General features: G+C 65.1%; 15 protein-coding genes. 7 read left to right on the top strand and 8 right to left on the bottom strand.

The window, feature by feature from the left end; all coding sequences use genetic code 11:
• Positions 1-7: 7 nt before the first annotated feature.
• The 5 genes from IAE39_RS03930 to IAE39_RS03910 form a co-directional block, all read right to left on the bottom strand.
• Positions 8-2,782 carry a malto-oligosyltrehalose synthase gene (locus IAE39_RS03930; RefSeq protein ID WP_201199596.1) on the bottom strand — a complete coding sequence of 925 codons (2,775 nt, stop codon included), beginning with the start codon at positions 2,780-2,782 and terminating at the stop codon, positions 8-10.
• Entirely contained in the window at positions 2,779-4,860 is a 2,082-nt protein-coding gene (malQ, locus tag IAE39_RS03925) for a 4-alpha-glucanotransferase (RefSeq protein ID WP_201199595.1), read from the bottom strand. Before malQ ends, IAE39_RS03930 begins: the two co-directional genes overlap by 4 nt.
• On the bottom strand, positions 4,857-6,599 hold the full coding sequence (gene treZ, locus IAE39_RS03920) for a malto-oligosyltrehalose trehalohydrolase (protein ID WP_201199594.1): 1,743 nt from the start codon (positions 6,597-6,599) through the stop codon (positions 4,857-4,859). The genes malQ and treZ overlap by 4 nt, the downstream gene beginning before the upstream one ends.
• 14 nt (positions 6,600-6,613) lie before the next feature.
• The gene (gene glgA, locus IAE39_RS03915; protein WP_201199593.1) at positions 6,614-8,173 is read right to left on the bottom strand and encodes a glycogen synthase GlgA; all 1,560 of its coding nucleotides are present in this window, start codon (positions 8,171-8,173) and stop codon (positions 6,614-6,616) included.
• 634 nt (positions 8,174-8,807) lie between these two features.
• Positions 8,808-8,975, bottom strand: coding sequence for a DUF6026 family protein (locus IAE39_RS03910; protein WP_236548396.1), 168 nt, complete (start codon positions 8,973-8,975; stop codon positions 8,808-8,810).
• A gap of 180 nt (positions 8,976-9,155) precedes the next feature.
• On the opposite strand from IAE39_RS03910, the gene gnd reads away from it, so the two are divergent.
• The 5 genes from gnd to IAE39_RS03885 all read left to right on the top strand — a co-directional run bounded on the left by gnd (position 9,156) and on the right by IAE39_RS03885 (position 14,779).
• A complete protein-coding gene (gene gnd / locus IAE39_RS03905; protein ID WP_328825491.1) occupies positions 9,156-10,163 on the top strand; it encodes a phosphogluconate dehydrogenase (NAD(+)-dependent, decarboxylating) in 1,008 nt (335 codons plus the stop codon).
• The gene (gene zwf / locus IAE39_RS03900) at positions 10,160-11,665 is read left to right on the top strand and encodes a glucose-6-phosphate dehydrogenase (protein ID WP_201199590.1); all 1,506 of its coding nucleotides are present in this window, start codon (positions 10,160-10,162) and stop codon (positions 11,663-11,665) included. Before gnd ends, zwf begins: the two co-directional genes overlap by 4 nt.
• A 143-nt stretch (positions 11,666-11,808) precedes the next feature.
• Complete coding sequence (locus IAE39_RS03895; RefSeq protein WP_201199588.1) at positions 11,809-13,605, top strand: glycoside hydrolase family 15 protein; 1,797 nt, start codon at positions 11,809-11,811, stop codon at positions 13,603-13,605.
• 197 nt (positions 13,606-13,802) lie between these two features.
• Positions 13,803-14,159 (top strand): VOC family protein, encoded by a 357-nt coding sequence (locus IAE39_RS03890; protein ID WP_201199587.1) that lies wholly within the window; start codon positions 13,803-13,805, stop codon positions 14,157-14,159.
• Positions 14,159-14,779: a TetR/AcrR family transcriptional regulator gene (locus tag IAE39_RS03885; RefSeq protein WP_201199586.1), complete on the top strand. Its 621-nt coding sequence runs from the start codon at positions 14,159-14,161 to the stop codon at positions 14,777-14,779. The genes IAE39_RS03890 and IAE39_RS03885 overlap by 1 nt, the downstream gene beginning before the upstream one ends.
• Positions 14,780-14,927: 148 nt before the next feature.
• Here the strand turns inward: IAE39_RS03885 and preA are convergent, their stop codons facing one another.
• The 3 genes from preA to hydA all read right to left on the bottom strand — a co-directional run bounded on the left by preA (position 14,928) and on the right by hydA (position 19,090).
• Positions 14,928-16,202 carry an NAD-dependent dihydropyrimidine dehydrogenase subunit PreA gene (gene preA, locus IAE39_RS03880; RefSeq protein ID WP_201199585.1) on the bottom strand — a complete coding sequence of 425 codons (1,275 nt, stop codon included), beginning with the start codon at positions 16,200-16,202 and terminating at the stop codon, positions 14,928-14,930.
• Positions 16,203-17,570 carry an NAD(P)-dependent oxidoreductase gene (locus IAE39_RS03875; protein WP_201199584.1) on the bottom strand — a complete coding sequence of 456 codons (1,368 nt, stop codon included), beginning with the start codon at positions 17,568-17,570 and terminating at the stop codon, positions 16,203-16,205.
• Positions 17,571-17,650: 80 nt separating this feature from the next.
• Positions 17,651-19,090, bottom strand: coding sequence for a dihydropyrimidinase (hydA, locus tag IAE39_RS03870; protein ID WP_201199583.1), 1,440 nt, complete (start codon positions 19,088-19,090; stop codon positions 17,651-17,653).
• Positions 19,091-19,435: 345 nt separating this feature from the next.
• Between hydA and IAE39_RS03865 the strand changes: the two genes are divergently transcribed.
• Positions 19,436-20,926, top strand: coding sequence for an NCS1 family nucleobase:cation symporter-1 (locus tag IAE39_RS03865; RefSeq protein ID WP_201199582.1), 1,491 nt, complete (start codon positions 19,436-19,438; stop codon positions 20,924-20,926).
• 142 nt (positions 20,927-21,068) lie between these two features.
• Positions 21,069-22,352 carry a Zn-dependent hydrolase gene (locus IAE39_RS03860; protein ID WP_201199575.1) on the top strand — a complete coding sequence of 428 codons (1,284 nt, stop codon included), beginning with the start codon at positions 21,069-21,071 and terminating at the stop codon, positions 22,350-22,352.
• The last annotated feature ends 68 nt before the right edge of the window (positions 22,353-22,420 follow it).

The following is a 22,420-nucleotide window of genomic DNA, read 5'->3' as shown; positions in this document are numbered from 1 at the left end:
CTGATGCTCAAGATTGTTGTATCAACAGGTTGACCGGAAACTCCGCCAGCACGGCGCTCATCATCAGCTCCCTTGAAGGGCTGACCGCCGCACAGGGGAAAAGTCCCGTCGAGTTGGCAGGTGACAAGGCAAACGGCAATATCAGCCGGGTGTCGTCCCAGTTCTGTGCCGGGATCAACGGTGTGGTGGCGCCACCGAGCAGGCTACTGGCCAGGCGTGGCACGACGATGACGGCCCGCTCGCCGTCCCCCAGCCGGGCAAAGGCGAGCACCTTGTCGGCGTGGCGACCCTGCACCGTCAGCGGCAGGTAGGCGCCACGGCGGAACAGCTCGGCGTGGGCCTGGCGGCAGTCCAGTACCCGGGCGACCAGGGCCTGCTTGAGACGGCCGTCGCGCCAGTGCGCCAGCAGCTCGGCTACCGGCGTGGCGTCATCCAGCGTGCGACGCCGCAAAGCGTAGTCCACGGCGCGCCGGTTGTCCGGGTCGACCAGGCTGAAGTCCCAGTACTCGTTGCCCTGGTACAGGTCGGGCACCCCGGGTGTGGTCATGCGCAACAGAGCCTGGACCAGGCTGTTGAGGGCGCCGGGGCACGCCAGCAGCTGCGCGGCATCCGCCACCGATTTGCGCAATTGCTGGTTCTCGCTGTCCAGCAGCAGGCCATCGAGGTAGCGGGCGCAGGCGTTTTCGTAGGCCTCGTTCGGCGCGCTCCAGCTGCTGCGCAGCTTGGCCTCGCGCAGGGCCTTCTGCTGCCACTGGCGAACCCGTTCGGCGTAGTGCCGCAGGCCGCTGTCGTCGTGCACGTCAAGCGCCAGCGGCCAGCTACCGAGCAGGGTCTGCAACAGCATCAGCTCGTCAGCGGGGCTGGGTGCCAGGCCGTCGTCCAGTTGCGCACGCAGGGGCGTCGCCAGCTCGCGCCAATGTTCTACCCGGCTGGCCAGCCATGGGCCACGCTCGCTCAGCACCGCCAGGCGCGCACGGGTGTCTTCGCCGCGCTTGTGGTCATGGGTGGCGGTGGCCAGCAGGTTGTCGGGGAAATCGCGCAGGCGCCGCTGGGCCTCGTTGTGAAAATCCGCGAGCGGCGCGCTGAAACGCTCGGCCTCGAAGCCCACATCATTGCGCGACAGCAGCCGTGCGCTGCGGTAGAAGGCGGTGTCTTCCACGGCCTTGGCGGCGCTGGGTGCAGTCAGTTGCTGAAAGCGCACACAGGCGTGGCGCAGTTGCTTGCGCGCCCGGCCTGGCGGCAGGCGGCGCCAGGCGTGCCCGCCCAGCCATTGCTCAAGCTGGTCGAGCAGCGGCCAGTCGGCTTCGCCAAGGTCCTGGCGGGCATCGGTCAGTGCCTGCTGGAAGAAGCTTTCGTCTTGCGCCGGGCGCCCGCAGGCATTGAAGTAGGTGCGGTAGACCGGGTAGTGCGCCACCAGTGCCTGCAAGGCGCGGCGGATGGCACCCAGGGTCAGGTCACGGGTCATCAGGTCGTTGCGCGCCACCTGCAACAGCGCCTGGGCCACCGACTCGCAGTCGCCGGCCAGGCTGGCGTTCAGTACCAGGTGGCGCGCCAGGCGCACTTCTTCGGCAAAGTCCGGGCGCTCGCTGACACCGGCCCACAGCTCGGTCAGCGGCGCCTCACCAGCCGGGTCGTGCTGCAGCAGCGACAACTGGTTCATGAACTCGTAACCGGTGGTGCCGTCGGTAAGCCAGTCGCGGTGCAGGTGTTCATTGCTGCCGAGGATCTTCTCGACGTAAATGGGGAAGTGTTCCAGGGCGGCGTGCAGCGGCCGCCGGGCCAGCAGGCCATCGATCCGTCGGCGCAGTTTGCGGCAGTAGCCACGCGGGTCGGCCAGGCCGTCGATGTGGTCGATGCGCAGGCCATCCACCAGGCCGCGTTCGATCAGTTCGAACAGCTTGGCGTGGGTGGCCTCGAACACCACCGAACGCTCGACCCGCAGGCCGCCCAGCTCGTTGATGTCGAAGAAGCGCCGCCAGTTGATGTCATCGGCGGCCGTACGCCAACTGGCCAGGCGGTAGGTCTGGCGTTCCAGCAGCAGGTGCAGGCGCTTGAAGCCGTTCTCGGCGCGGCTGTCGAACGCCACCAAAGCCGACTCAAGGTCGGCACCTTCGCGCACCAGCCGGGCCAGTTCGGCTTGCAAGGGCAGGGCATCGGCCAGCGGCGTGGCCGAGTCGCCCAATGCGGTGAAATGTTCAGCCAGGGCCTTGAGTGCAGGCTCCGGGCTGAGTGCCAGGATCCAGCCATAGTCGACCGGGCAGATCGGGAAGCGGTGCTCGTAATGGGCCACTTGCAGCAGCCCCTGATGCGGGTCGAACTCAAGTGGAATATCGCCGTTTTTCAGTGCCAAGCCATAGTCGCTGCCCAGAAACGGCAACAGCAATTGCCCGGCCAGCAGCGGGTCGCTGGAGTGCCACTGGATGTCGAAGAACTCGGCATACGGGCTGCGCCGGCCCCAGGCCAGCACGCTTTGCCACCAGGGGTTGTCGGCGCCACCTACGGCCATGTGGTTGGACACCGTGTCGAGGATCAGCCCCATGCCATGCTGGCGCAAGGCGGCGACCAGCCGTTGCAGCGCGGCCTCGCCGCCGAGCTCCGGGTTGACCTGGGTCGGGTCGACCACGTCATAGCCGTGACGCGAGCCGGCGCGGGCCTTGAGGATAGGCGAGGCGTAGAGGTGGCTGATGCCCAGCTGGGCAAAATACGGTACCAGCGGTACCGCCTGATCAAGGGTGAAGTCGCTGTGAAATTGCAGGCGCAGGGTCGCGGTCAGTGGCTTCATCGGTCACGCTCCCAAGCCTGCTCGCGGGCCTGGGCCAGCAGCTCCAGGCGCCGCGCGGCGTCCTCGTCGTCGAGCAGTTCACGCACGGGCCGGGCAAAGCGCCGCCGCCAGTTGGGGTGGCCGCTGGTGGTGCCTGGCAGGTTGGGCTGCTCGTCGCTACCCAGCAGGTCTTCCAGTGGCACCAGCACCAGCGGCGCACGGGTATGGCCAACGTAGCGGATGGCCGCATCGATCAGCGCATCGTTGTCCTGCAGCTGGCCGTAGTTGGCTTCCAGGACGCGGCGCAGGCCGTCGTGTTCCTTCTGCCGTTCGTGGCGCCAGTGCAGTTCGGTGGCAGCGTCGATCAGTTGCAAGCGGTGGCTCCAGTCAATATCGCGGTTGGCCAGCCAGCCGGCCAGGGGGGCCAGGTCGTGGGTGCCCGTAGTCGCCAGGGCGTTGTCCGGCCAGTCGAGAATCGGCTTGAACTGGCCCGGCTGGGTCTGCTCGAACGGCAGCACGCGCATGCCCAGCACGGCTTTTTCGGCCAAGGTTTCGCGCAGGCCTTCGGGCACGGTGCCCAGGTCTTCGCCAAGAATGATTGCCTGGTGGCGCACCGACTCCAGCGCCAGCAGGCGCAACAGGTCGTCCAGCGGGTAGTTGAGGTAGGCGCCTTCACTGGCCTTGGCCCCCTGCGGGATCAGCCACAGCCGGCGCAGGCCCATGACGTGGTCGATGCGCAGGCCGCCGGCGTGGGCGAGGTTGGCCCGCAGCATTTCGATGAAGGCGCGGTAGCCGTTGCGTTTGAGGCCTTCCGGCGAGAAGGCGCAGATGCCCCAGTCTTGCCCCGCGCGGTTGAGAATGTCGGGTGGCGCGCCGACGTTCAGGCCGGCCAGCAGCTCATCCTGGCGGCTCCAGGCCTGGCTGCCGGCACCGTCGGCGCCCACCGCCAGGTCGGCGATCAGGCCCACCGTCATGCCGTTGCCGCGGGCCGCCTCATGGGCGCGCTGCAGGCCACGTTCGGTCAGCCATTGGCAGAACGCATGGAATTCGACCTTCGCCGGGTAGGCGCTGGCAAAGGCTTCCACTTCCGGGTGATAGGGGTCGTGCCAAGCCTTGGGCCAGTTGCGCCAGTCGGCGCCCAGGCCATGCTCCATCGCTTGTGCCTGCAGCACTTCGAAGCGGCAGTGGTGCTCCAGCGCCTGGCCACCCGCTTCGCGGAAACTGTCGAAGTCCCTGCGTAGCGGGTGGTTGCCTTGGCTGAAACCCTGGTACAGCGCTTCGAGCAAGCGCAGGCGGGCGCTGGCGGCGCGAGGCCAGTCGACCAGCGGGCGCTGCTCCAGTTCTTCAAGCTGTTGTTCCAGGCCGCAGGCTTCAATGGCCATGCGCACCTCCCGTTCGCCCAGCAGGGCAGCGGGGCTGGCGTACAGGGTGTTGAGCAGCAGGCGGCTGGAGGGCGAGTAAGGGCTGTAATGCTCCTGGTCGATGGCCGAGAGGGCGTGGATCGGGCTGATGGCCAAGGCATCGGCGCCGCGCTCGGCGGCCGAGCGGGCCAGCTGTTCCAATGCAAGGCAGTCACCGTAGCCGCCGTCGCCGGGGCGGCGCAGGCTGTACAGTTGCACTGCCAGGCCCCAACAGCGCGGTGGCGGTTGCTGGGCGCTGGCTTCAAGGCAGTCTTCCAGGCTGTGGCAGCGTGGCGGCGCCACGGCCACGGTAAAGCGGCGGCTGTCGATCTGCACCTGATGGTAGCCAACGGGCAGGTTACCGGGCAGGCGTGCCTGCTCGTCGAGGCTGAGGGTAAGCGAAGCGTGGTCTTCCAGGGTGCAGTGGGCGACGCTGGCGGCGCTGAAGTAACGCGCCAGGGGCAAAGGTTGCCCCTGGTCGCTGGTCAGCAGTGGCGGCAGGTGCTCGCTGTCTTCGGCAGCCTCCACGGCCTGCAGGCTACCGGCAATGGCGGCATCATCGGTCGCCGGGTGGCCAAGGCCTTCGAGGATGTTGCGCAGCACCTCGTCGCTGACGCGCTGGGGCCGGTTGTTGGCGTCGATCCAGTCGCGGCTCAGCCCGACGCGGCTCGCCAGGCGGTGCAGGGCGGTTTCGCTCATGGGCGCTCCTGGGCAGGGGGAAGCAGGCTGACCACGCAGCTGTAGGCGGCCAGGTGGGTATCGGGGTGGCGGGTGTCACTGCTGTCGAACAGCCGCGCGGTGGGCGCGGGCAGCTCGACCGGTTGCGGGCTGTCGGCCAGGTTCAGGTCGATGCGCAAGGTGTTGCCATCGCCCAGCCGCCAGCGTGCAGTCAGCGCCTTGTCGCCATGCACTTCGGCGCCCAGCGCACGGCTGCCGGGCAGGTGCGGGATCACATGGCGACGGCGCAGGTCGAGCAGTTGCTGGTACAGGCCGTGCCAGCCGGCGATCACTTCCTTGTTTTGCGGGCGCGACGACTCGAAGGTCTGTTCAGCGTTGGGGTCGGGAATGTGCTCACGTTGTTCGGGGTCGGCGAACGCGGTGAAATGGGCGAACTCGCCACGTCGTCCTTCGCGCACGGCATCGGCCAGTTGGTCGTGGAAGTCGGTGAAGAACAGGAACGGCCGGCAGCTGCCATCGTCATCGCCCATGAACAGCAGCGGGATCATCGGCGCCAGCAGCAACAGGCCGGTGGCCGCCCGCAGGGCCGGTGGCGGGCACAGGCGGGTCAGGCGCTCGCCCAGGGCGCGGTTGCCGATCTGGTCATGGTTCTGCAAGAACAGCACAAAGGCGCTGGGCGCCAGGTGCCCGCTGGGTTCGCCTCGTGGCGTGCCATGGCGGTTGGCCTGGCCCTGGAACACAAAGCCCTCGGCCAGGCAGCGTGCCAACTGGTCGATCGGGCGTTGCTGGTAATCGGCGTAGTAGCCTTCGGTTTCGCCGGTCAGCAGCACATGCAGCGCGTTGTGGCCGTCATCATTCCACTGCGCGTCAAAGCCCTGCTCCAGCAGGTCGGCCTGGTTGTGTTCGTTCTCCAGTACCAGCCACACCTGCCGCCCAGGTTCAACTGCGGCGCGCACCCGCTGGGCCAGTTCGACCAGAAAGTCCGGCTGGTCGATGGCGTGCACGGCATCCAGGCGCAGGCCGTCGCAGCGGTAGTCGCACAGCCACATCAGCGCGTTCTGGATAAAGTACTCGCGCACCTGCGGGCGGCGGAAGTCGATGGCCGCGCCCCAGGGCGTCTGCCGGTCTTCACGGAAGAACGGGCTGGCGTACCGGTGCAGGTAATTGCCATCGGGGCCGAAGTGGTTGTAGACCACGTCCACCAACACCATCAGGCCCTCGCCGTGGGCCTGGTCGACCAGCGCACACAGCTGCTCGGGGCTGCCGTAGGTGTTCTGTGGGGCATAGGGCAGCACGCCGTCATAGCCCCAGTTGCGCTCGCCAGGGAACTGCCCAAGCGGCATCAACTCGACCGCGCTGATGCCCAGCTCGGCCAGGCGCGGCAATTGCCTGGCCACGCCGTCGTAGCCATCGAGCAGGCCAACATGCAGTTCCTGTATGACGGCCTCGTGCCAGGGCCGCCCTTGCCACGGGTGCTGCCAGGCATAGCTGGCGACATCCACCACCTGGCTCGGCCCCTGCACGCCGTCAGGCTGGTAGCGCGACGCCGGGTCGGCCACCTGCAATTCATCGTCGATACGGTAGTGATAGCGGTCCCCCGCCTGGCACGGGGCCACGCCGGTGTACCAGCCATCTTCATCGGGCAGCAGCGCAATAGCCGGCTGCTGCTCGAGTTCCACGCTCACGCTGCGCGCATCGGGTGCCCAGAGGGCGAAGCGCGCCGACGTGGCGTCCAGCAAGTGTGCGCCATGCCTGTGCATCTTCTGGCCCCCGCTCAGTAATGGCTCAGTTGTGCCTGCTTGACCAGGTTTTCGTACAGGCGGGCATAGGGTTCCACCGCCTGGCACCAGTTGAACGGCTGGGTCATCGACAGGCAGCGCATGGCGTTCAGCAGGTCCTTCTTGCCGTATACATAGAAGGCGCGGCTGAGTGCTTCGCGGTAGCTGTCAACGGTCGACTCGTTGAACAGGAAGCCGGTAACGCCACACTCGATGGTGTCGGCCAGGCCGCCGGTATTGCGCGCCACCGGCAGCGAGCCGAAGCGTTGCGCGTACATCTGGCTGAGGCCGCACGGCTCGTAGCGCGAAGGCATCAGCAGGAAGTCGCTGCCGGCAAACATGCGCCGGGCGTCGGTTTCGTTAAAGCCGATGCGCACGCCGATACGGCCCGGGTGGCGCAGCGCCAGTTCACGCATGGCCTGTTCTTCTTCCGGCTCGCCACGGCCGATAATCGCAATCTGCCCGCCTTGCTCGACAATGTAGTCGGCCACGCCCAGGGTCAGGTCCAGGCCTTTCTGGTAAACCAGGCGCGAAACTACAGCGAACAGCGGGCCTTCGGAATCGTCCAGGCCAAACAGCTCGCGCACCTCCTGGGTGTTGCGCGCCTTGCCCTCCCAGTCGTTGATGCTGAAGTTGTGCTGCAGGTGCTTGTCGGTGGCCGAGTCCCAGCTTTCATCGATGCCATTGGGGATGCCGCCGAGCAGGCCCTGCTGGGCCTTGCTGGCCAAAAAGCCATCCAGGCCGCAGCCGAATTCCGGGGTGGTGATTTCCCGGGCATAGGTGGCGCTGACCGTGGTGATGTGGCTGGAGTAAGCCAGGCCGGCCTTGAGGAACGACAGCTTGCCGTAGAACTCCATGCCTTCCTGTTGCATGGCGTGGTCCGGAATCGCCAACTCCGGGCTGCAGCCACGGCTGTACACGCCCTGGTAGGCCAGGTTGTGGATGGTGAACAGGGTGGGGGTGTTCAGCCCGCGCCAGTGCATGTAGGCCGGGGCCAGGCCCGCGGGCCAGTCATGCGCATGCACAACTTCCGGCTTCCAGTGGATCATGCCTTCGCCAGCGGCAATTTCGGCGGCGGCCAGGCCCAGGCGGGCAAAGCGGATGTGGTTGTCGGGCCAGTCACGGCCATTGTTGGCACCATAGGGAGTGCCGTCACGCTGGTACAGTTCGGGGCAGATCAGCACATAGATCACCAGGCCGTCGGCCATGTCCATACGGCCGATCTTGCACGGTGGCAGGGCCGCGTGACCGCTCAGTTCGCCGACGATATGGATCGGGTTGTCGCTGTCCATCACCTGCGGGTAACCCGGAATCAGCACCCGTACATCGTGCAGGTGCGCCAGGGCGCGGGGCAGGGCGGCAGACACGTCACCCAGGCCACCGGTCTTGACCAGGTCGGCGATTTCCGAGGTGACGAACAGGATTTTGCGCTTGTTGGGGTTGTGCTGGCGCTGGGCGCCGGGTGCCTTGCCTGTCGTGGCGAAATCCGGGGTAAGCGGCTCGCGGTTGTCCGGGTTGAATGAATCTGCGTGAGGCTCGACAGCGGCACTGATCATACTTCTCTCCGTCCCTATGCTTGGCCGGGTGCTGGCACCCGTGGCGATATTTCGTGTTGGTTCTCTCTGATTCTGTATACGGCGTAGTGCGTTCCTTGCCCCTGAGTCGTGCGCGCAGGCACAGCGCGATCGGCATTCCGGCCGAAGGCGATTGGACTGGTTGGGGTGGTGGGCCGAAGCTGGGAAGACCCTTTGCGTTTGGCCTACTTAATTCCTGACCTGCCCGCTTTCCTGAAAGTTCGACTTATTTTCGTCACTCTTCCAATGAGCAAATGGCGGGCCGAAAACCGAGTGTAGGAGAGAAAGCGATAAAAAGGTGACCCGCTGGTCACTATTGTTATGGCGCGGAATAGACGCAAACGTTGGCGTCTGTGACCGGATGTAAAAAGGCTTGGCAAGGGTGTTTTGCGTGTGCGCCAAAATGTGGCTGGAGAGGGTATGTGCACCCTATTGGTGCGCTGGGGAGGTGTTTGCTTCTTCGCGGGCTCGCCCGCTCCCACAGGTAAGATATAGGCCTCAGGTACGACACGGACGTCGTAGGAGCGGGTTTACCCGCGAATAGGCCGGACCTGAAAAAGCAGAACCAGAAACTGAGCAAGGCGGGAGCCTTACAACTCCCACCGGAAGGGAAAAATCAGACGCCGACAGCTTTCTCGCCATCACGCTGTTGCGCCAGCAACAGGTTCAACTGCGCAACCTGCTGGCGCAGCTGGTCACGTTCGTCCTTCAGTTTACGCAGCTCATCACGGCGCACGGACACATAGAGGGTCTGGGTTGGGGTTGCAGGCATCAAGGTACCCATGAGCACACCTCGCGGTTTTGGCTGGTGACAAGTCAAAGCGTAGACGCTTCACGCGGGGCGCATTCTGGATTCTTTTGCAGGCCTTGGGAACTTTTTTGTTTATCGTGGTCTTGCCGTTGGTCGCTGAACCCTCGGCCGGCATGCTGGACTAATCTGAACAGCTGGACTGTGTTGTCATCCATTTCGAAAGGGGAGCATCGGCTCATGCAACTGGGAATCGTCGGGCTGGGCCGCATGGGCGGCAATATTGCAAGGCGCCTGATGCGCGCCGGCCATCGCACCGTGGTACACGACCGCAACCGCGAGGCCATTACCGCGCTGGAAGGCGAAGGCGCCCAGGGCGCGCACGACCTCGGTGCATTGATTCAAAAGCTCAAGGCACCGCGCGCGGTGTGGGTGATGCTGCCGGCCGGTGACGCCACCGAGCAGACCATCACCCAGTTGGCCGAATTGCTGGAGCCGGGCGATGCGATCATCGACGGCGGCAACACCTTCTACAAGGACGACATGCGCCGCGCCGCCGAGCTGGCCGGGCGCGGCCTGCATTACCTGGACGTCGGCACCTCTGGCGGCGTGTGGGGCCTGGACCGGGGCTACTGCATGATGATCGGCGGTGAGAAGGAGGTGTTCGAACGCCTGGAGCCGCTGTTCAAGGCGCTGGCCCCGGGCGTGGGCGACATTCCGCGTACCCACGGTCTTAGCGGCGAGCACCAGCGCGCCGAACATGGCTATATTCATGCCGGCCCACCCGGTGCCGGGCACTACGTGAAAATGGTCCACAACGGCATCGAGTACGGCCTGATGCAGGCCTACGCCGAAGGCTTCGACCTGCTGCGCAGCAAGGGCGGCAACGAGCTGCCGGAAGACCAGCGCTTCGACCTCAACGTGGCTGAAATTGCCGAAGTGTGGCGGCGTGGCAGCGTGGTCACCTCGTGGCTGCTCGACCTTACCGCCGACGCGCTGGTGGCCGACCCGCAGCTGACGCAGTTCAGCGGTTCGGTGTCCGACAGTGGCGAAGGCCGCTGGACCATCGACGCCGCCGTCGAGCAGGCGGTGCCGGTGCCGGTACTGTCCAGCGCACTGTTCGCGCGCTTCCGCTCACGGCAGCAGCAAGGCACCTACGGTGACAAGATTCTCTCGGCCATGCGCCTGGGCTTCGGTGGCCATGTCGAGAAAAAAGCCGAATGACTAAACAGACCATTCCCGCTGCACCGCCTTGTACCCTGTTCCTGTTTGGCGCCAATGGCGACCTGGTCAAGCGCCTGCTGATGCCGGCGCTGTACAACCTCAGCCGTGACGGTTTGCTCGACCGCAACTTGCGCATCGTCGGCGTCGATCACAACCCGGCCAGCGCCGAGGATTTTGCCGAGCGCCTGCACGCGTTCATGGCCGAACGCGACAAGGGCGGCGAGGGCGCTGCCAAGTGCCTGGACGAAAAACTCTGGGCGCGTCTGGCCAAGCGCCTGGATTACCAGACCGGCGATTTCCTTGACCCGGCTACCTATGGGGCCATTGCCAAGCGCATCGACAAGACCAGCCATGGCAATGCCATCTTCTACCTGGCCACCTCGCCGCGCTTCTTCCCCGAAGTGGCCCAGCGCCTGGGCGAAGCCGGCTTGCTGGACGAGTCCGCTGGTGGTTTTCGCCGGGTGGTGGTCGAGAAGCCGTTCGGCACCGACCTGGCCAGCGCCGAGGCGCTCAACGCCTGCCTGCTGAAGGTGATGGGCGAACGGCAGATCTACCGCATCGACCATTACCTGGGCAAGGAAACGGTGCAGAACATTCTGGTCAGCCGCTTCTCCAACGGGTTGTTCGAATCGTTCTGGAACAACCACTACATCGATCACGTGCAGATCACCGCTGCGGAAACCGTCGGCGTCGAGACCCGTGGCGGGTTCTACGACGGTACCGGCGCCCTGCGCGACATGGTGCCCAACCACTTGTTCCAGTTGCTGGCGATGGTGGCCATGGAGCCACCGGCGGCATTTGGTGCCGATGCCGTGCGGGGCGAGAAGGCCAAGGTGGTCGGCGCCATCCGCCCCTGGTCGGCGAAGATGGCGCTGAAGAACTCCGTGCGTGGCCAGTACAGCGCCGGCAAGCAGGGGCGCAAGCAGCTGCCGGGCTACCGCCAGGAGGCCAACGTCGCGCCAGACAGCCAGACCGAGACCTACGTGGCGCTGAAAGTAATGATCGACAACTGGCGCTGGGCCGGCGTGCCGTTCTACCTGCGTACCGGCAAGCGCATGAGCGTGCGCGACACCGAGATCGCCATTTGCTTCAAGCCCGCGCCGTATGCCCAGTTCCGCGAGTCGGAGCTGGAGCGGCCCAAGCCCAACTACCTGAAAATCCAGATCCAGCCCAACGAAGGCATGTGGTTCGACCTGCAGGCCAAACGGCCTGGGCCAGAGCTGGTGATGGAGAATGTCGAGCTGGGCTTTGCCTACAAGGACTTCTTCAAGATGACCCCGGCGACCGGCTACGAGACGCTGATCTACGACTGCCTGACCGGTGACCAGACCCTGTTCCAGCGGGCCGACAACATCGAGAACGGCTGGCGTGCGGTGCAGCCGTTCCTCGATGCCTGGGCCCAGGGGGGCGAGGTGCATGAGTACCCGGCCGGTGAAGACGGGCCCGAGGCTGGCAACGAACTGCTGACCCGGGACAAGCGTGAGTGGCACCGGTTGGGGTGAGAGGTTTGTAAGCCTGGGCCGGCCTCTTCGCGGGTAAACCCGCTCCCACAGGGATTCCACCACCTTCAATGGTTGTGGAGAAACTGTGGGAGCGGGTTTACCCGCGAAGAGGCCAGCACAGGCCACCACACAAAGGAGACCCAATGCCCGCCCACATAGAAGACTACGCCCTGCTGGGCAACTGCCGCAGCGCCGCCCTGGTCAGCCGCGACGGCTCCCTCGACTGGCTGTGCCTGCCACGCTTCGACGCCCCTGCAGTCTTCGCCGCCCTGCTGGGCAACGAAGAAAACGGCCGCTGGCGCCTGGCCCCTTGCGACCCGGTCGAGCACAGCAGCCGCCAGTACCTGGACGATACTTTGGTACTGGAAACCACCTGGGTCACCGCCACCGGCCGCGCCCGGGTGCTCGACTTCATGCCACTGGGCGAAGTCAATTCAGTGGTACGTATCGTCGAGGGCATCTCGGGCGAAACCAACTTTGAAATGGACCTGGTCATGCGCTTCGACTACGGCCGCAGCGTGCCCTGGGTCGAGCGCCTGGAGCCAATGACCCTCAGCGCCGTCGCCGGCCCCGACCGGCTGATCCTGTGCAGTACCGTGCCGCCACACGCCCGCGACCACCACACGGTTGCCCGTTTTCGCGTCGCGGCTGGCCAGCGCCAGGTGTTCAGCCTGCGCCACCAGCCCTCGCACCTGCCAGTGCAGCCCGATTGTGACATCGACGATGCCTTGGCAAACACGCGTGAGCAATGGCAGGCCTTCGCCGACCGCTGCCCGCAGGTAGGCCCCTACAGCGCGTTGGTGCGCCGCTCGCTGCTTACGCTCAAGGCCATGACTTACGCCCCCACCGGCGGCATTGTCGCCGCGGTCACCACGTCGCTGCCCGAGCGTGTCGGGGGCGAGCGCAACTGGGACTACCGCTTCTGCTGGCTGCGCGACGCCACCATGACCTTGCTGGCGTTCATGAACCTGGGCTACTTCGACGAGGCCCAGGCCTGGCGCGAATGGCTGCTGCGCTCGGTGGCCGGCAACCCCGAACAGATGCAGATCATGTACGGCCTGGCCGGCGAGCGCGACCTGCAGGAATACACCCTGCCATGGCTGGCCGGTTACGAGCATTCGCAGCCGGTGCGTGTGGGCAATGCCGCGTCGGCGCAGACGCAGCTGGACATCTACGGCGAGCTGGCCGACGCCATGAGCCAGGCGATCAAGGGCGGCTTGCCGCGGCACCCGCGCAGCGCCGCCATTTCCCGCTTGATCCTGCCCTACGTCGAGCGCATCTGGCGCGAGCCGGACGAAGGTATCTGGGAAGTGCGCGGCGGCCGCCAGCAATTCGTGCATTCCAAGGTCATGGCCTGGGTGGCGTTCGACCGTGCCGCCGGGCTGGCCGACACCACTGAAGAAGGCCGCGAACAGGGGCAACACTATCGCCAGGTGGCTGACGAGATCCGCCGCGAAGTGTGCGAACACGGCCTGGACAGCAGCGGCCAGTTCTTCGTCCAGGCTTATGGCTCGCGCGAGATGGATGCCAGCCTGTTGCAGATCGCCTTGACCGGCTTCCTGCCAGCAGAGGACCCGCGCTTTTTGCGCACGCTGGAGCAGATCGAACAACGCCTGCTGAAAAACGGCCTGCTGCTGCGCTACGACAGCGACAGTTGCAGCGACGGCCTGACCCCGGGCGAGGGCACCTTCCTGGTCTGTTCGTTCTGGCTGGCCGACGTTTATGTGTTGCTGGGGCGCCAGGAAGAAGCGCAAGCCTTGTACGAACGCCTGACCGGCCTGTGCAACGACCTCGGCCTGCTGGCCGAACAGTACGACCCGGCTGGCCAGCGCATGCTCGGCAACTACCCGCAGGCGTTCAGCCACATCGGCATCATCAACACCGCCCTGAACCTGCACCGCGCCCAGTGCCCGGTGCGCGACCGGGCCAGCTGTGGATAAGACAAACGCGGCCCCTGTAGGAGCGGCCTTGTGTCGCGATCGGGCCGCGGAGCGGCCCCAGCGAGTTCAGCGGTGAAGCTTAAAATTTGGGGCCGCTCTGCGGCCCGATCGCGACACAAGGCCGCTCCTACAGGGATTGCACCCGCTTCGAGCAAGCGGAGTAGACTAGGCCAAACACCATTCGGCACGGAGCGCACATGGGTATTCGCGGTACCGATCGGCAGATCGACAACATCGAGTTCAATGTCAGCGACATCGCACGCAGCAAGGCCTTCTATGGCAGCGTGTTCGGTTGGGCTTTCACTGACTATGGGCCAACTTACACCGAGTTCAGCGATGGCCGCCTGACGGGCGGGTTTACCACGGGTGAGCCGGTGCGCCCGGGCGGGCCATTGGTGATCCTGTACGCCGACGACCTCGACGCCACGCAGCAGCGGGTCGAGGCGGCCGGGGCGAAGATCAGCCGGGCAACCTTTGCCTTTCCTGGCGGGCGGCGCTTCCATTTCATCGACCCGGACGGTTATGAACTGGCGGTGTGGACGGCTCAAGCCTGATGGCCAACCACAAGATCGAAATCCGCCGGCGCAATATCGACAAGATCCTGCAGGCGGCAGAAAAGGTGTTCGCCGAAAAAGGCTACGGCGCCACCTCGATGGGCGATATCGCCGAGCAGGCCGAGTTGCCGCGTTCCAACCTGCATTACTACTTCAGCACCAAGGACGACTTGTTCCGCGCGGTGCTGCAGGACCTGCTGGAGGTGTGGAAGCAGGACGCACTGTGCTTCGAGAACTTCGACGACCCGCGGGTGGTGCTGACCAGTTACATCCGGGCAAAGATGGGCCACTCGCGTTCACGGCCGCTGGGCTCGAAGATCTGGGCCGAAGAGATGCTGCACGGCGCGCCGGTGCTGGGGGTGAACCTGGATGAAAGCCTGGTGCCCTGGGCAAAAATGAAGGAAGCCAAGATTCGCCGTTGGGTGGAGGAAGGGCGCATTCTGCCGGTGGAGCCATCGGCATTGCTGTACATGATCTGGGCCTCGACCCAGCACTATGCCGACTTTGGTTACCAGGTGCAGTTGCTCAATGGCGGCGAGGTACTGTCGGACATGGCGTTCGAAAGTGCGGTGCAGACGGTGACCAGTGTGATCTTGCGGGGGATTGGGCTGGAGCCTTGAGGCCGGCGGTCGCCAGGTGGATTGGGCCGCTGCGCGGCCCTTCGCGGGTAAACCCGCTCCCACAGGGACCGCGCCGCTTGTGTGGAAAACGATAAACCTGTGGGAGCGGGTTTACCCGCGAAGGGCTGCGCAGCAGCCCCAATCAGTTTCAGCTGGCCTCACGATAGGGGTTGCGCGGATCCTGCGTCCAGTTCAGATAAGGCTTGCCGGTGTCCTGCGCCTGCATGTCGATGCAGTTCTCCACCGGGCAGGTGATCTGGCACAGGTTGCAGCCCACGCATTCTTCCTCGATCACGCTGTACACATGCGTGCCATCCGCCTTCAACGTGCTGGCAATGGCCTGGTGCGAGGTGTCCTCACAGGCAATGTGGCAGCGCCCGCAACCAATGCACGCCGCCTGGTCGATGTGCGCCACCGATTTGTAGTTGATATCCAGGTACTTCCAGTCAGTGGTATGGCCCACCGCCTGCCCGCGGAACGCCTCGATGTTGCGGTGCTTGTGCTGGTCCATCCAGCGCGCCAGGCCGTCTTTCATATCCTCGACGATACGGAAGCCATGCAGCATCGCCGCGGTGCACACCTGCACCGTGCCACTGCCCAGCGCCATGAACTCCGCCGCATCGCGCCAGTTGCCGATGCCGCCAATGCCGCAAATCGGCAGGCCGCGGGTTTCCGGGTCGCGGGCGATTTCCGCCACCATGTTCAGGGCAATCGGTTTCACCGCCGAGCCGCAGTAACCGCCATGGGTACTCTGGTCGCCAACGATGGGGTGGGCCACCATGCGGTCCAGGTCGACGCTGGTGATCGAGTTGATGGTGTTGATCAACGACACCGCATCAGCCCCGCCCCGGTGCGCAGCACGCGCCGACTGGCGAATGTCGGTGATGTTCGGCGTCAGCTTGACGATCACCGGCAGCGCGCAATACGTCTTGCACCAGCGGGTGACCATTTCCACGTACTCCGGCACCTGGCCGACCGCCGCCCCCATGCCGCGCTCCGGCATGCCGTGCGGGCAGCCGAAATTCAGTTCGATGCCATCGGCCCCGGTGGCCTCCACCAGCGGCAGAATGAACTTCCAGGACGCTTCTTCACACGGCACCATCAGCGATACGATCAGCGCGCGGTCAGGCCAGTCCTTCTTCACCTGGGTGATTTCGCGCAGGTTGATTTCCAGCGAGCGGTCGGTGATCAGCTCGATGTTGTTGATGCCCTGTACCTGGCGATTGGCGCCATAGTGCGCCGAGTAGCGCGACGACACGTTGACCGCTGCCGGGTCTTCGCCCAGGGTTTTCCAGACCACGCCGCCCCAGCCGGCCTCGAAGGCACGGACCACGTTGTAGGCTTTGTCGGTAGGCGGTGCGGAGGCCAGCCAGAACGGGTTGGGGGCCTTGATACCGGCGAATACGATAGACAAGTCGGCCATTTACGCTGCCTCCACGTTGAGCATGAGTTGGGCATGGATGGCTTCGGCGGCCAGCTTGCCGTGTTGCACGGCCTGGACGGTAAGGTCCTGGCCCAGCGCGGTGCAGTCGCCGCCGGCGTACACGCCGGGCAGGCTGGTCTGCAGGTTTGCGTCAACGCGGATGCGTTCACCCTCGCGGGCCAGTTGCGCGGCCACCGGGTCGGTGAGGCTGGCGTCATCGAAGCGTTGGCCGATGGCCTTGAAAATGGCGTCGGCAGCCAGCTCGAAGGTTTCGCCAGTGTCGCGCAGGCGGCCGTCGGCCAGCTCGGTGCGGGCAAAGCGCATGCCGCGTACCTTGCCGCTGTCGTCCAGCAGCACGGCATCGGGGCGCGCCCAGGTGTGCAGGCGTACCTGGTTGGCCTTGGCGATGTCCTGCTCGTGGCCGGTGGCGCCCATGTCGGCGTGGCCACGGCGGTACACCAGGTTGACGTCGCGGGCGCCCAGGCGGCTCATCTGCACGGCCATGTCGATGGCGGTGTTGCCGGCGCCAATCACCAGGCAGCGGTCGGCCAGCGGCAGCTGGCTGAGGTCATCGGCCTGGCGCAATTCACGAATGTAATCGGTAGCGGCAAGCAGGCCGGGGGCTTCTTCATCCGCCAGGCCCAGCTGGCGCACGGCATTCAGGCCAAGGCCGAGGAACACCGCGTCGTACTGGTCACGCAACTCGCCCAGGCTGAGGTTGCTACCCAGGCGCTGACCATGGCGAACCTCGATGCCGCCGATGTCGAGCAGGAACGCCACCTCATGCTGGGCATAATCGTCGACCAGTTTGTAGCGGGCGATGCCGTACTCGTTGAGGCCGCCAGCTTTGTCGCAGGCCTCGAATACCACCACGTCGTGCCCATGCATGGCCAGGCGGTGGGCGCAGGACAACCCGGCAGGGCCGGCGCCGACCACGGCAATGCGTTTGCCGGTGGCGGGTGAGCGCTTGAACGGGTGTTCACTGAAGTGCGCGTTGTCCAGGGCGTAGCGCTGTAACTGGCCGATCAGTACCGGTGCGCATTCCTGCGCGTTGTTGCGCACGCAGGCTTGCTGGCAAAGGATTTCGGTAGGGCAGACGCGGGCGCAGCTGCCGCCCAGGATGTTGGCCGAGAGAATGCGTTCGGCGGCGCCTTGCAGGTTTTCGTCGCTGATGCGGTGGATGAATGACGGGATGTCGATTTCGCTGGGGCACGCGTTGACGCAGGGGGCGTCGTAGCAATACAGGCAGCGTGCGCTTTCGACAGCGGCCTGGCGGGCGGTGAGGGGTGGGGCCAGGTCGCTGAAGCGCTCGGCCAGCTGGTCGGCGCCGGCCCGGGGGCGCGGCAAATGGTTCAGGGCGTTGGTCACGGTTGTAGCCTCTCTATTTTTTATGGTGCAGGCGACAGGTGTTGTGGTGGGATCGGGGGCCGCACAGCGGCCCCATGGCTTTAACGCGATACAGGCGTCGGCCGCTGCTGGTCGGCCCGACGCCCCAGCACCTCATACACCGACGGATACGCCGGCCGCTCCACATAGCGCCCCGCGCCCGCCTCGGCGCGCAGGTCGCCATCGGCCCAAAGCACCTTGCCCTGGCTGATGGTGTGGCTAGGCACGCCGCGCACGGTGCGGCCTTCAAAGATGTTGAAGTCCACCCGCTGGTGGTGGGTCTGGGCCGAAATAGTGCGGGTGCCCTGTGGGTCCCACAGCACCAGGTCGGCATCGGCGCCGACACGGATGGCGCCCTTGCGCGGGAACAGGTTGAAGATCTTCGCCGTGTTGGTCGACGTCAGCGCGACGAACTCGTGCATCGACAGGCGCCCGCTGTTGACCCCGGCATCCCACAGCACCGCCATGCGGTCCTCGATGCCGGCGGTGCCGTTGGGGATGCGGCTGAAGTCATCGCGCCCCATGGCTTTCTGCTCGGCGCAGAAGCAGCAGTGGTCAGTGGCAGTGGTGTGCAGGTTGCCCGACTGCAGGCCGCGCCACAGCGCCTCCTGGTGCTCGCGCGGGCGGAACGGCGGGCTCATCACGTAGCCGGCCGCAGTGGCCCAGTCCGGGTCACGGTAGACGCTGTCGTCCAGCAGCAGGTGGCCAGGCAGGACTTCGCCGTACACCGGCTGGCCCTTGGCCCGCGCATAGGTGATTTCATCCAGTGCTTCACGGCTGGAAATGTGCACCACATACAGCGGCGTACCGATGGTTTCGGCAATACGGATAGCACGGCTGGCCGCTTCGCCTTCCACTTGCGAAGGGCGCGACAGGGGGTGTGCCTCTGGCCCGGTCAGGCCCTGGGCCAGCAGTTTCTTCTGCAGGTGGTACACCAGTTCGCCGTTCTCGGCATGCACGGTGGGCACCGCGCCCAGTTGCAGGCAGCGCTCGAAGCTGGCCACCAGGGTGTCGTCGGCGGCCATGATCGCGTTCTTGTAGGCCATGAAGTGCTTGAAGCTGTTCACCCCATGCCTGGTCACCAGCTCGCCCATCTCTTCGGCAACCTGCTCGCTCCACCAGGTGATGGCAACGTGAAAGCCGTAGTCGCTGGCGCTTTTCTGTGCCCAGCCACGCCAGGTGTGAAACGCCTCCAGCAACGACTGCTGCGGGTTGGGGATGACGAAGTCGATGATCGACGTGGTGCCGCCAGCCAAGCCTGCCGCCGTGCCGCTGAAGAAGTCTTCGCTGGCCACGGTGCCCATGAATGGCAACTGCATATGGGTGTGCGGGTCGATGCCGCCGGGCATCAGGTACTGGCCGCTGCCGTCGAGGATCTCGCAGTCGGTAGGCGGTTCCAGGTTTGGCCCAATGGCGCGGATCAGGCCATCGGCACACAGCACATCGGCGGGGTAACTCTCTTCGTGGGTAACCACGGTGGCGCCACGGATCAACAGGGACATGCCGTTTTCCTCGCAGGCTGACCGGTCTCATGGCCGGTTCTTGGAGTTGTCTGGTGCCAGGGCGGGCAGGGTGGTTAATCCTGTCAGGCCTGACAAGATTCGAGGCTAGATGCTGATCTGGAATTCAGCAAGAAAATTTCCTATTAATTTTGTGGCTTTTTAATCTGTTGATTTGAAAGGATTTATTTTTATAGACCCGTTGACTACGGGGCTTTCAGGATTTTTGACTAACTTGACAAGATAGAAATTTGGTCAAGATTTCTAAGCACCGTAACGCGTGTGTACTCCGGCCATCGAATTAGCCCGATGAGCAAACAACTACAAAAAAAGTCTGGAGAAAGGCCCATGCAACAGAGCAGATCGGAAGTGGTCGAGCAGGCTGGCCTGTTCGAGCTGGCCGAGGGCAGCGATGTCCTTGACAGCCCGCGCTACAACCACGACATCGCACCGACCAAGGTGCACCAGCGTACCTGGAACAAATGGCACATCACTGCCCTGTGGGTGGGCATGTCCATCTGTGTACCTACCTACACCCTCGGCGGCGTGCTCACCGCCTACTTCGGCCTCAGCGTCGGCGAGGCGCTGCTGGCGATCCTGCTGGCCAACGTGATCGTACTCATCCCGCTTACCCTCAACGCCTTCCCCGGCACCAAGTACGGCATCCCGTTCCCGGTGCTGCTGCGTTCGTCGTTCGGCATCCTCGGCTCCAATGTACCGTGCCTGATCCGCGCGGTGGTCGCCTGTGGCTGGTTTGGTATTCAGACCCTGTTCGGCGGCTTGGCCATTCACCTGTTCCTGGGGTCGGTGTTCGATGGCTGGAAGGCCCTGGGCGGTACCGGCGAGGTGATCGGTTTCATGGTCTTCTGGTGCCTGAACCTGTGGGTGGTGTTGCGCGGTGCCGAGTCGATCAAGTGGCTGGAAACGCTGTCCGCCCCGCTGCTGGTAGCGGTGGGCGTGGGCCTGTTGTTCTGGGCCTTGCCGCACATGTCGATGACCGAGCTGCTGGCGCAGCCGCCCAAGCGCCCGGAAGGCGCCAGCGTGGTCAGCTACTTCTGCGCGGGGCTCACGGCCATGGTCGGTTTCTGGGCCACCCTGTCGTTGAACATTCCCGACTTCAGCCGCTACGCGCGCAGCCAGAAGGACCAGATTCTCGGGCAGATCTTCGGCCTGCCACTGACCATGTTCCTGTTCGCCGCGCTGGGGGTGGTATTGACGGCCGCCTCGGCGTCGCTGGTGGGCGAGACCGTGTCCGACCCAGTCAGCCTGATCGGCAAGATCCACAGCCCGTTCTGGGTGGCGCTGGCCATGGCGCTGATCGTGATCGCCACGCTGTCGACCAATACCGCGGCGAACATCGTGTCGCCGACCAACGACTTCCAGAACATCGCCCCACGCCTGATCGGGCGCAGCCGTGCGGTATGGCTGACCGGTTTCATCGGCCTGGCGCTGATGGGCCATGAGTTGCTGAAGAAGCTGGGCTGGATCGTTTCCGACCTGAGCCTGGAAAGCGTGTATTCCAACTGGCTGCTGGGCTATTCCAGCCTGCTTGGGCCGATTGCCGGAATCATGGTGGTGGACTACTTCCTGATCCGCCGGCAACAGCTGGACCTGGCCGGGCTGTACCGCGACGACGTGTACCCGGCGTGGAACTGGCCCGGGTTTGCCGCTTTCGCCTTGCCGGTGGGGTTGACCGTGATGGCGATCGGCAACAGCAGTTTCAGCTGGTTCTACGACTACGGCTGGTTCACCGGCTCGCTGCTGGGCGGAGCGTTGTACTACGTGTTCGCCGGGTTTGCGGCACGCAGCCCGGCGCGGCTGGCCAAGCCCTTGCCTTAAGACCGCGCTGGCCCCTTCGCGGCGGTTCGACGCCTCGATAAACCCGCTCCTACAAAGATCGCGGGCTGCGCTGACCCTTGTAGGAGCGGGTTTACCCGCGAATAGGCCTGCACAGACAACAAAAAGCCTGAAGGAAAAACTCATGACCCCAGCCAAAGAAATCCTGAAGACCACCGCCCATCACATCAACACCACCCGCCTGTGGCAATCGCTGATGGACCTGGCCCGCCTCGGCGCCACGGCCAAGGGCGGTGTCTGCCGCCTGGCCCTGACCGACCTCGACCGCCAGGCCCGCGACCTGTTCGTGCAGTGGTGCGAGGCCGCCGGCTGCTCGGTCAGCATCGACGCCGTCGGCAACATCTTCGCCCGCCGCCCCGGGCGCAACCCCAAGCTGCCACCGGTGATGACCGGCAGCCATATCGACACCCAGCCCACCGGCGGCAAGTTCGATGGCTGTTTCGGCGTAATGGCCGGCCTGGAAGTGATCCGCACCCTCAACGATTTGGGCCTGGAAACCGAAGCACCGCTGGAAGTGGTGGTGTGGACCAACGAAGAAGGCTCGCGCTTTGCCCCGTGCATGATGGGTTCGGGGGTGTTCGCCGGCAAATTCACCCTGGCAGAGACCCTGGCCAAACGCGATGCCCAGGGTGTCAGTGTTGGCGAGGCGCTGAACGCCATCGGCTACGCCGGCCCGCGAGCGGTGTTGGGCCACCCGGTGGGGGCGTATTTCGAAGCCCATATCGAGCAAGGGCCGATCCTGGAAGACCAGGCCAAGACCATCGGCGTGGTCCTCGGCGCCCTCGGCCAGAAATGGTTCGACCTGACCCTGCGCGGCGTCGAAGCCCATGCCGGCCCCACCCCCATGCACCTGCGCAAGGATGCCCTGGTGGGTGCCGCCGCCGTGGTCGAGGCGGTCAACCGCACCGCCCTTGGCCACCAGCCGCATGCCTGCGGCACGGTGGGTTGCCTGCAGGCGTACCCGGGCTCGCGCAACGTGATCCCGGGCGAAGTGCGCATGACTCTGGATTTCCGCCACCTTGAAGGCGAACAGCTGAATGCCATGATTGCCGAGGTGCGCACGGTGATCGAAGCGACCTGCGCCAAACATGGCCTGAGCCACGAGCTGGTGCCCACTGCCGACTTCCCGGCGCTGTACTTCGACAAAAGCTGTGTCGATGCCGTGCGCGAGTCGGCCAGGGCGCTGGGTTTGCCGCACATGGACATTGTCAGCGGGGCCGGGCATGACGCGATCTTCCTGGCCGAATTGGGGCCGGCGGGGATGATTTTCGTGCCGTGCGAGAATGGCATCAGCCACAACGAGATCGAGAACGCCACGCCTGACGACCTGGCGGCAGGGTGTGCGGTGTTGCTGCGGGCGATGCTGGCCGCGTCGGAGGCAATCGCCAGCGGGCGCCTGGCGGCCTGATCAGGAGGAACCGCTTTTTGTAGGAGCGGCCTTGTGTCGCGATCGGGCTGCGCAGCAGCCCCTCGATT

Source organism: Pseudomonas sp. S37 (genome assembly GCF_016658545.1).
In the GTDB taxonomy this organism is placed as follows: domain Bacteria; phylum Pseudomonadota; class Gammaproteobacteria; order Pseudomonadales; family Pseudomonadaceae; genus Aquipseudomonas.
The sequence above is the reverse complement of the archived record's forward strand: the minus strand, read 5'-3'. Positions and strand labels throughout refer to the sequence as shown.

Excerpts from the sequence above, each read along its gene's own strand:
- IAE39_RS03930 (WP_201199596.1), bottom strand. The coding sequence starts at position 2,782 with ATGAAGCCACTGACCGCGACCCTGCGCCTGCAATTTCACAGCGACTTC.
- malQ (WP_201199595.1), bottom strand. The coding sequence starts at position 4,860 with ATGAGCGAAACCGCCCTGCACCGCCTGGCGAGCCGCGTCGGGCTGAGC.
- treZ (WP_201199594.1), bottom strand. The coding sequence starts at position 6,599 with ATGCACAGGCATGGCGCACACTTGCTGGACGCCACGTCGGCGCGCTTC.
- glgA (WP_201199593.1), bottom strand. The coding sequence starts at position 8,173 with ATGATCAGTGCCGCTGTCGAGCCTCACGCAGATTCATTCAACCCGGAC.
- IAE39_RS03910 (WP_236548396.1), bottom strand. The coding sequence starts at position 8,975 with ATGGGTACCTTGATGCCTGCAACCCCAACCCAGACCCTCTATGTGTCC.
- zwf (WP_201199590.1), top strand. The coding sequence starts at position 10,160 with ATGACTAAACAGACCATTCCCGCTGCACCGCCTTGTACCCTGTTCCTG.
- IAE39_RS03895 (WP_201199588.1), top strand. The coding sequence starts at position 11,809 with ATGCCCGCCCACATAGAAGACTACGCCCTGCTGGGCAACTGCCGCAGC.
- IAE39_RS03890 (WP_201199587.1), top strand. The coding sequence starts at position 13,803 with ATGGGTATTCGCGGTACCGATCGGCAGATCGACAACATCGAGTTCAAT.
- IAE39_RS03885 (WP_201199586.1), top strand. The coding sequence starts at position 14,159 with ATGGCCAACCACAAGATCGAAATCCGCCGGCGCAATATCGACAAGATC.
- preA (WP_201199585.1), bottom strand. The coding sequence starts at position 16,202 with ATGGCCGACTTGTCTATCGTATTCGCCGGTATCAAGGCCCCCAACCCG.
- hydA (WP_201199583.1), bottom strand. The coding sequence starts at position 19,090 with ATGTCCCTGTTGATCCGTGGCGCCACCGTGGTTACCCACGAAGAGAGT.
- IAE39_RS03865 (WP_201199582.1), top strand. The coding sequence starts at position 19,436 with ATGCAACAGAGCAGATCGGAAGTGGTCGAGCAGGCTGGCCTGTTCGAG.
- IAE39_RS03860 (WP_201199575.1), top strand. The coding sequence starts at position 21,069 with ATGACCCCAGCCAAAGAAATCCTGAAGACCACCGCCCATCACATCAAC.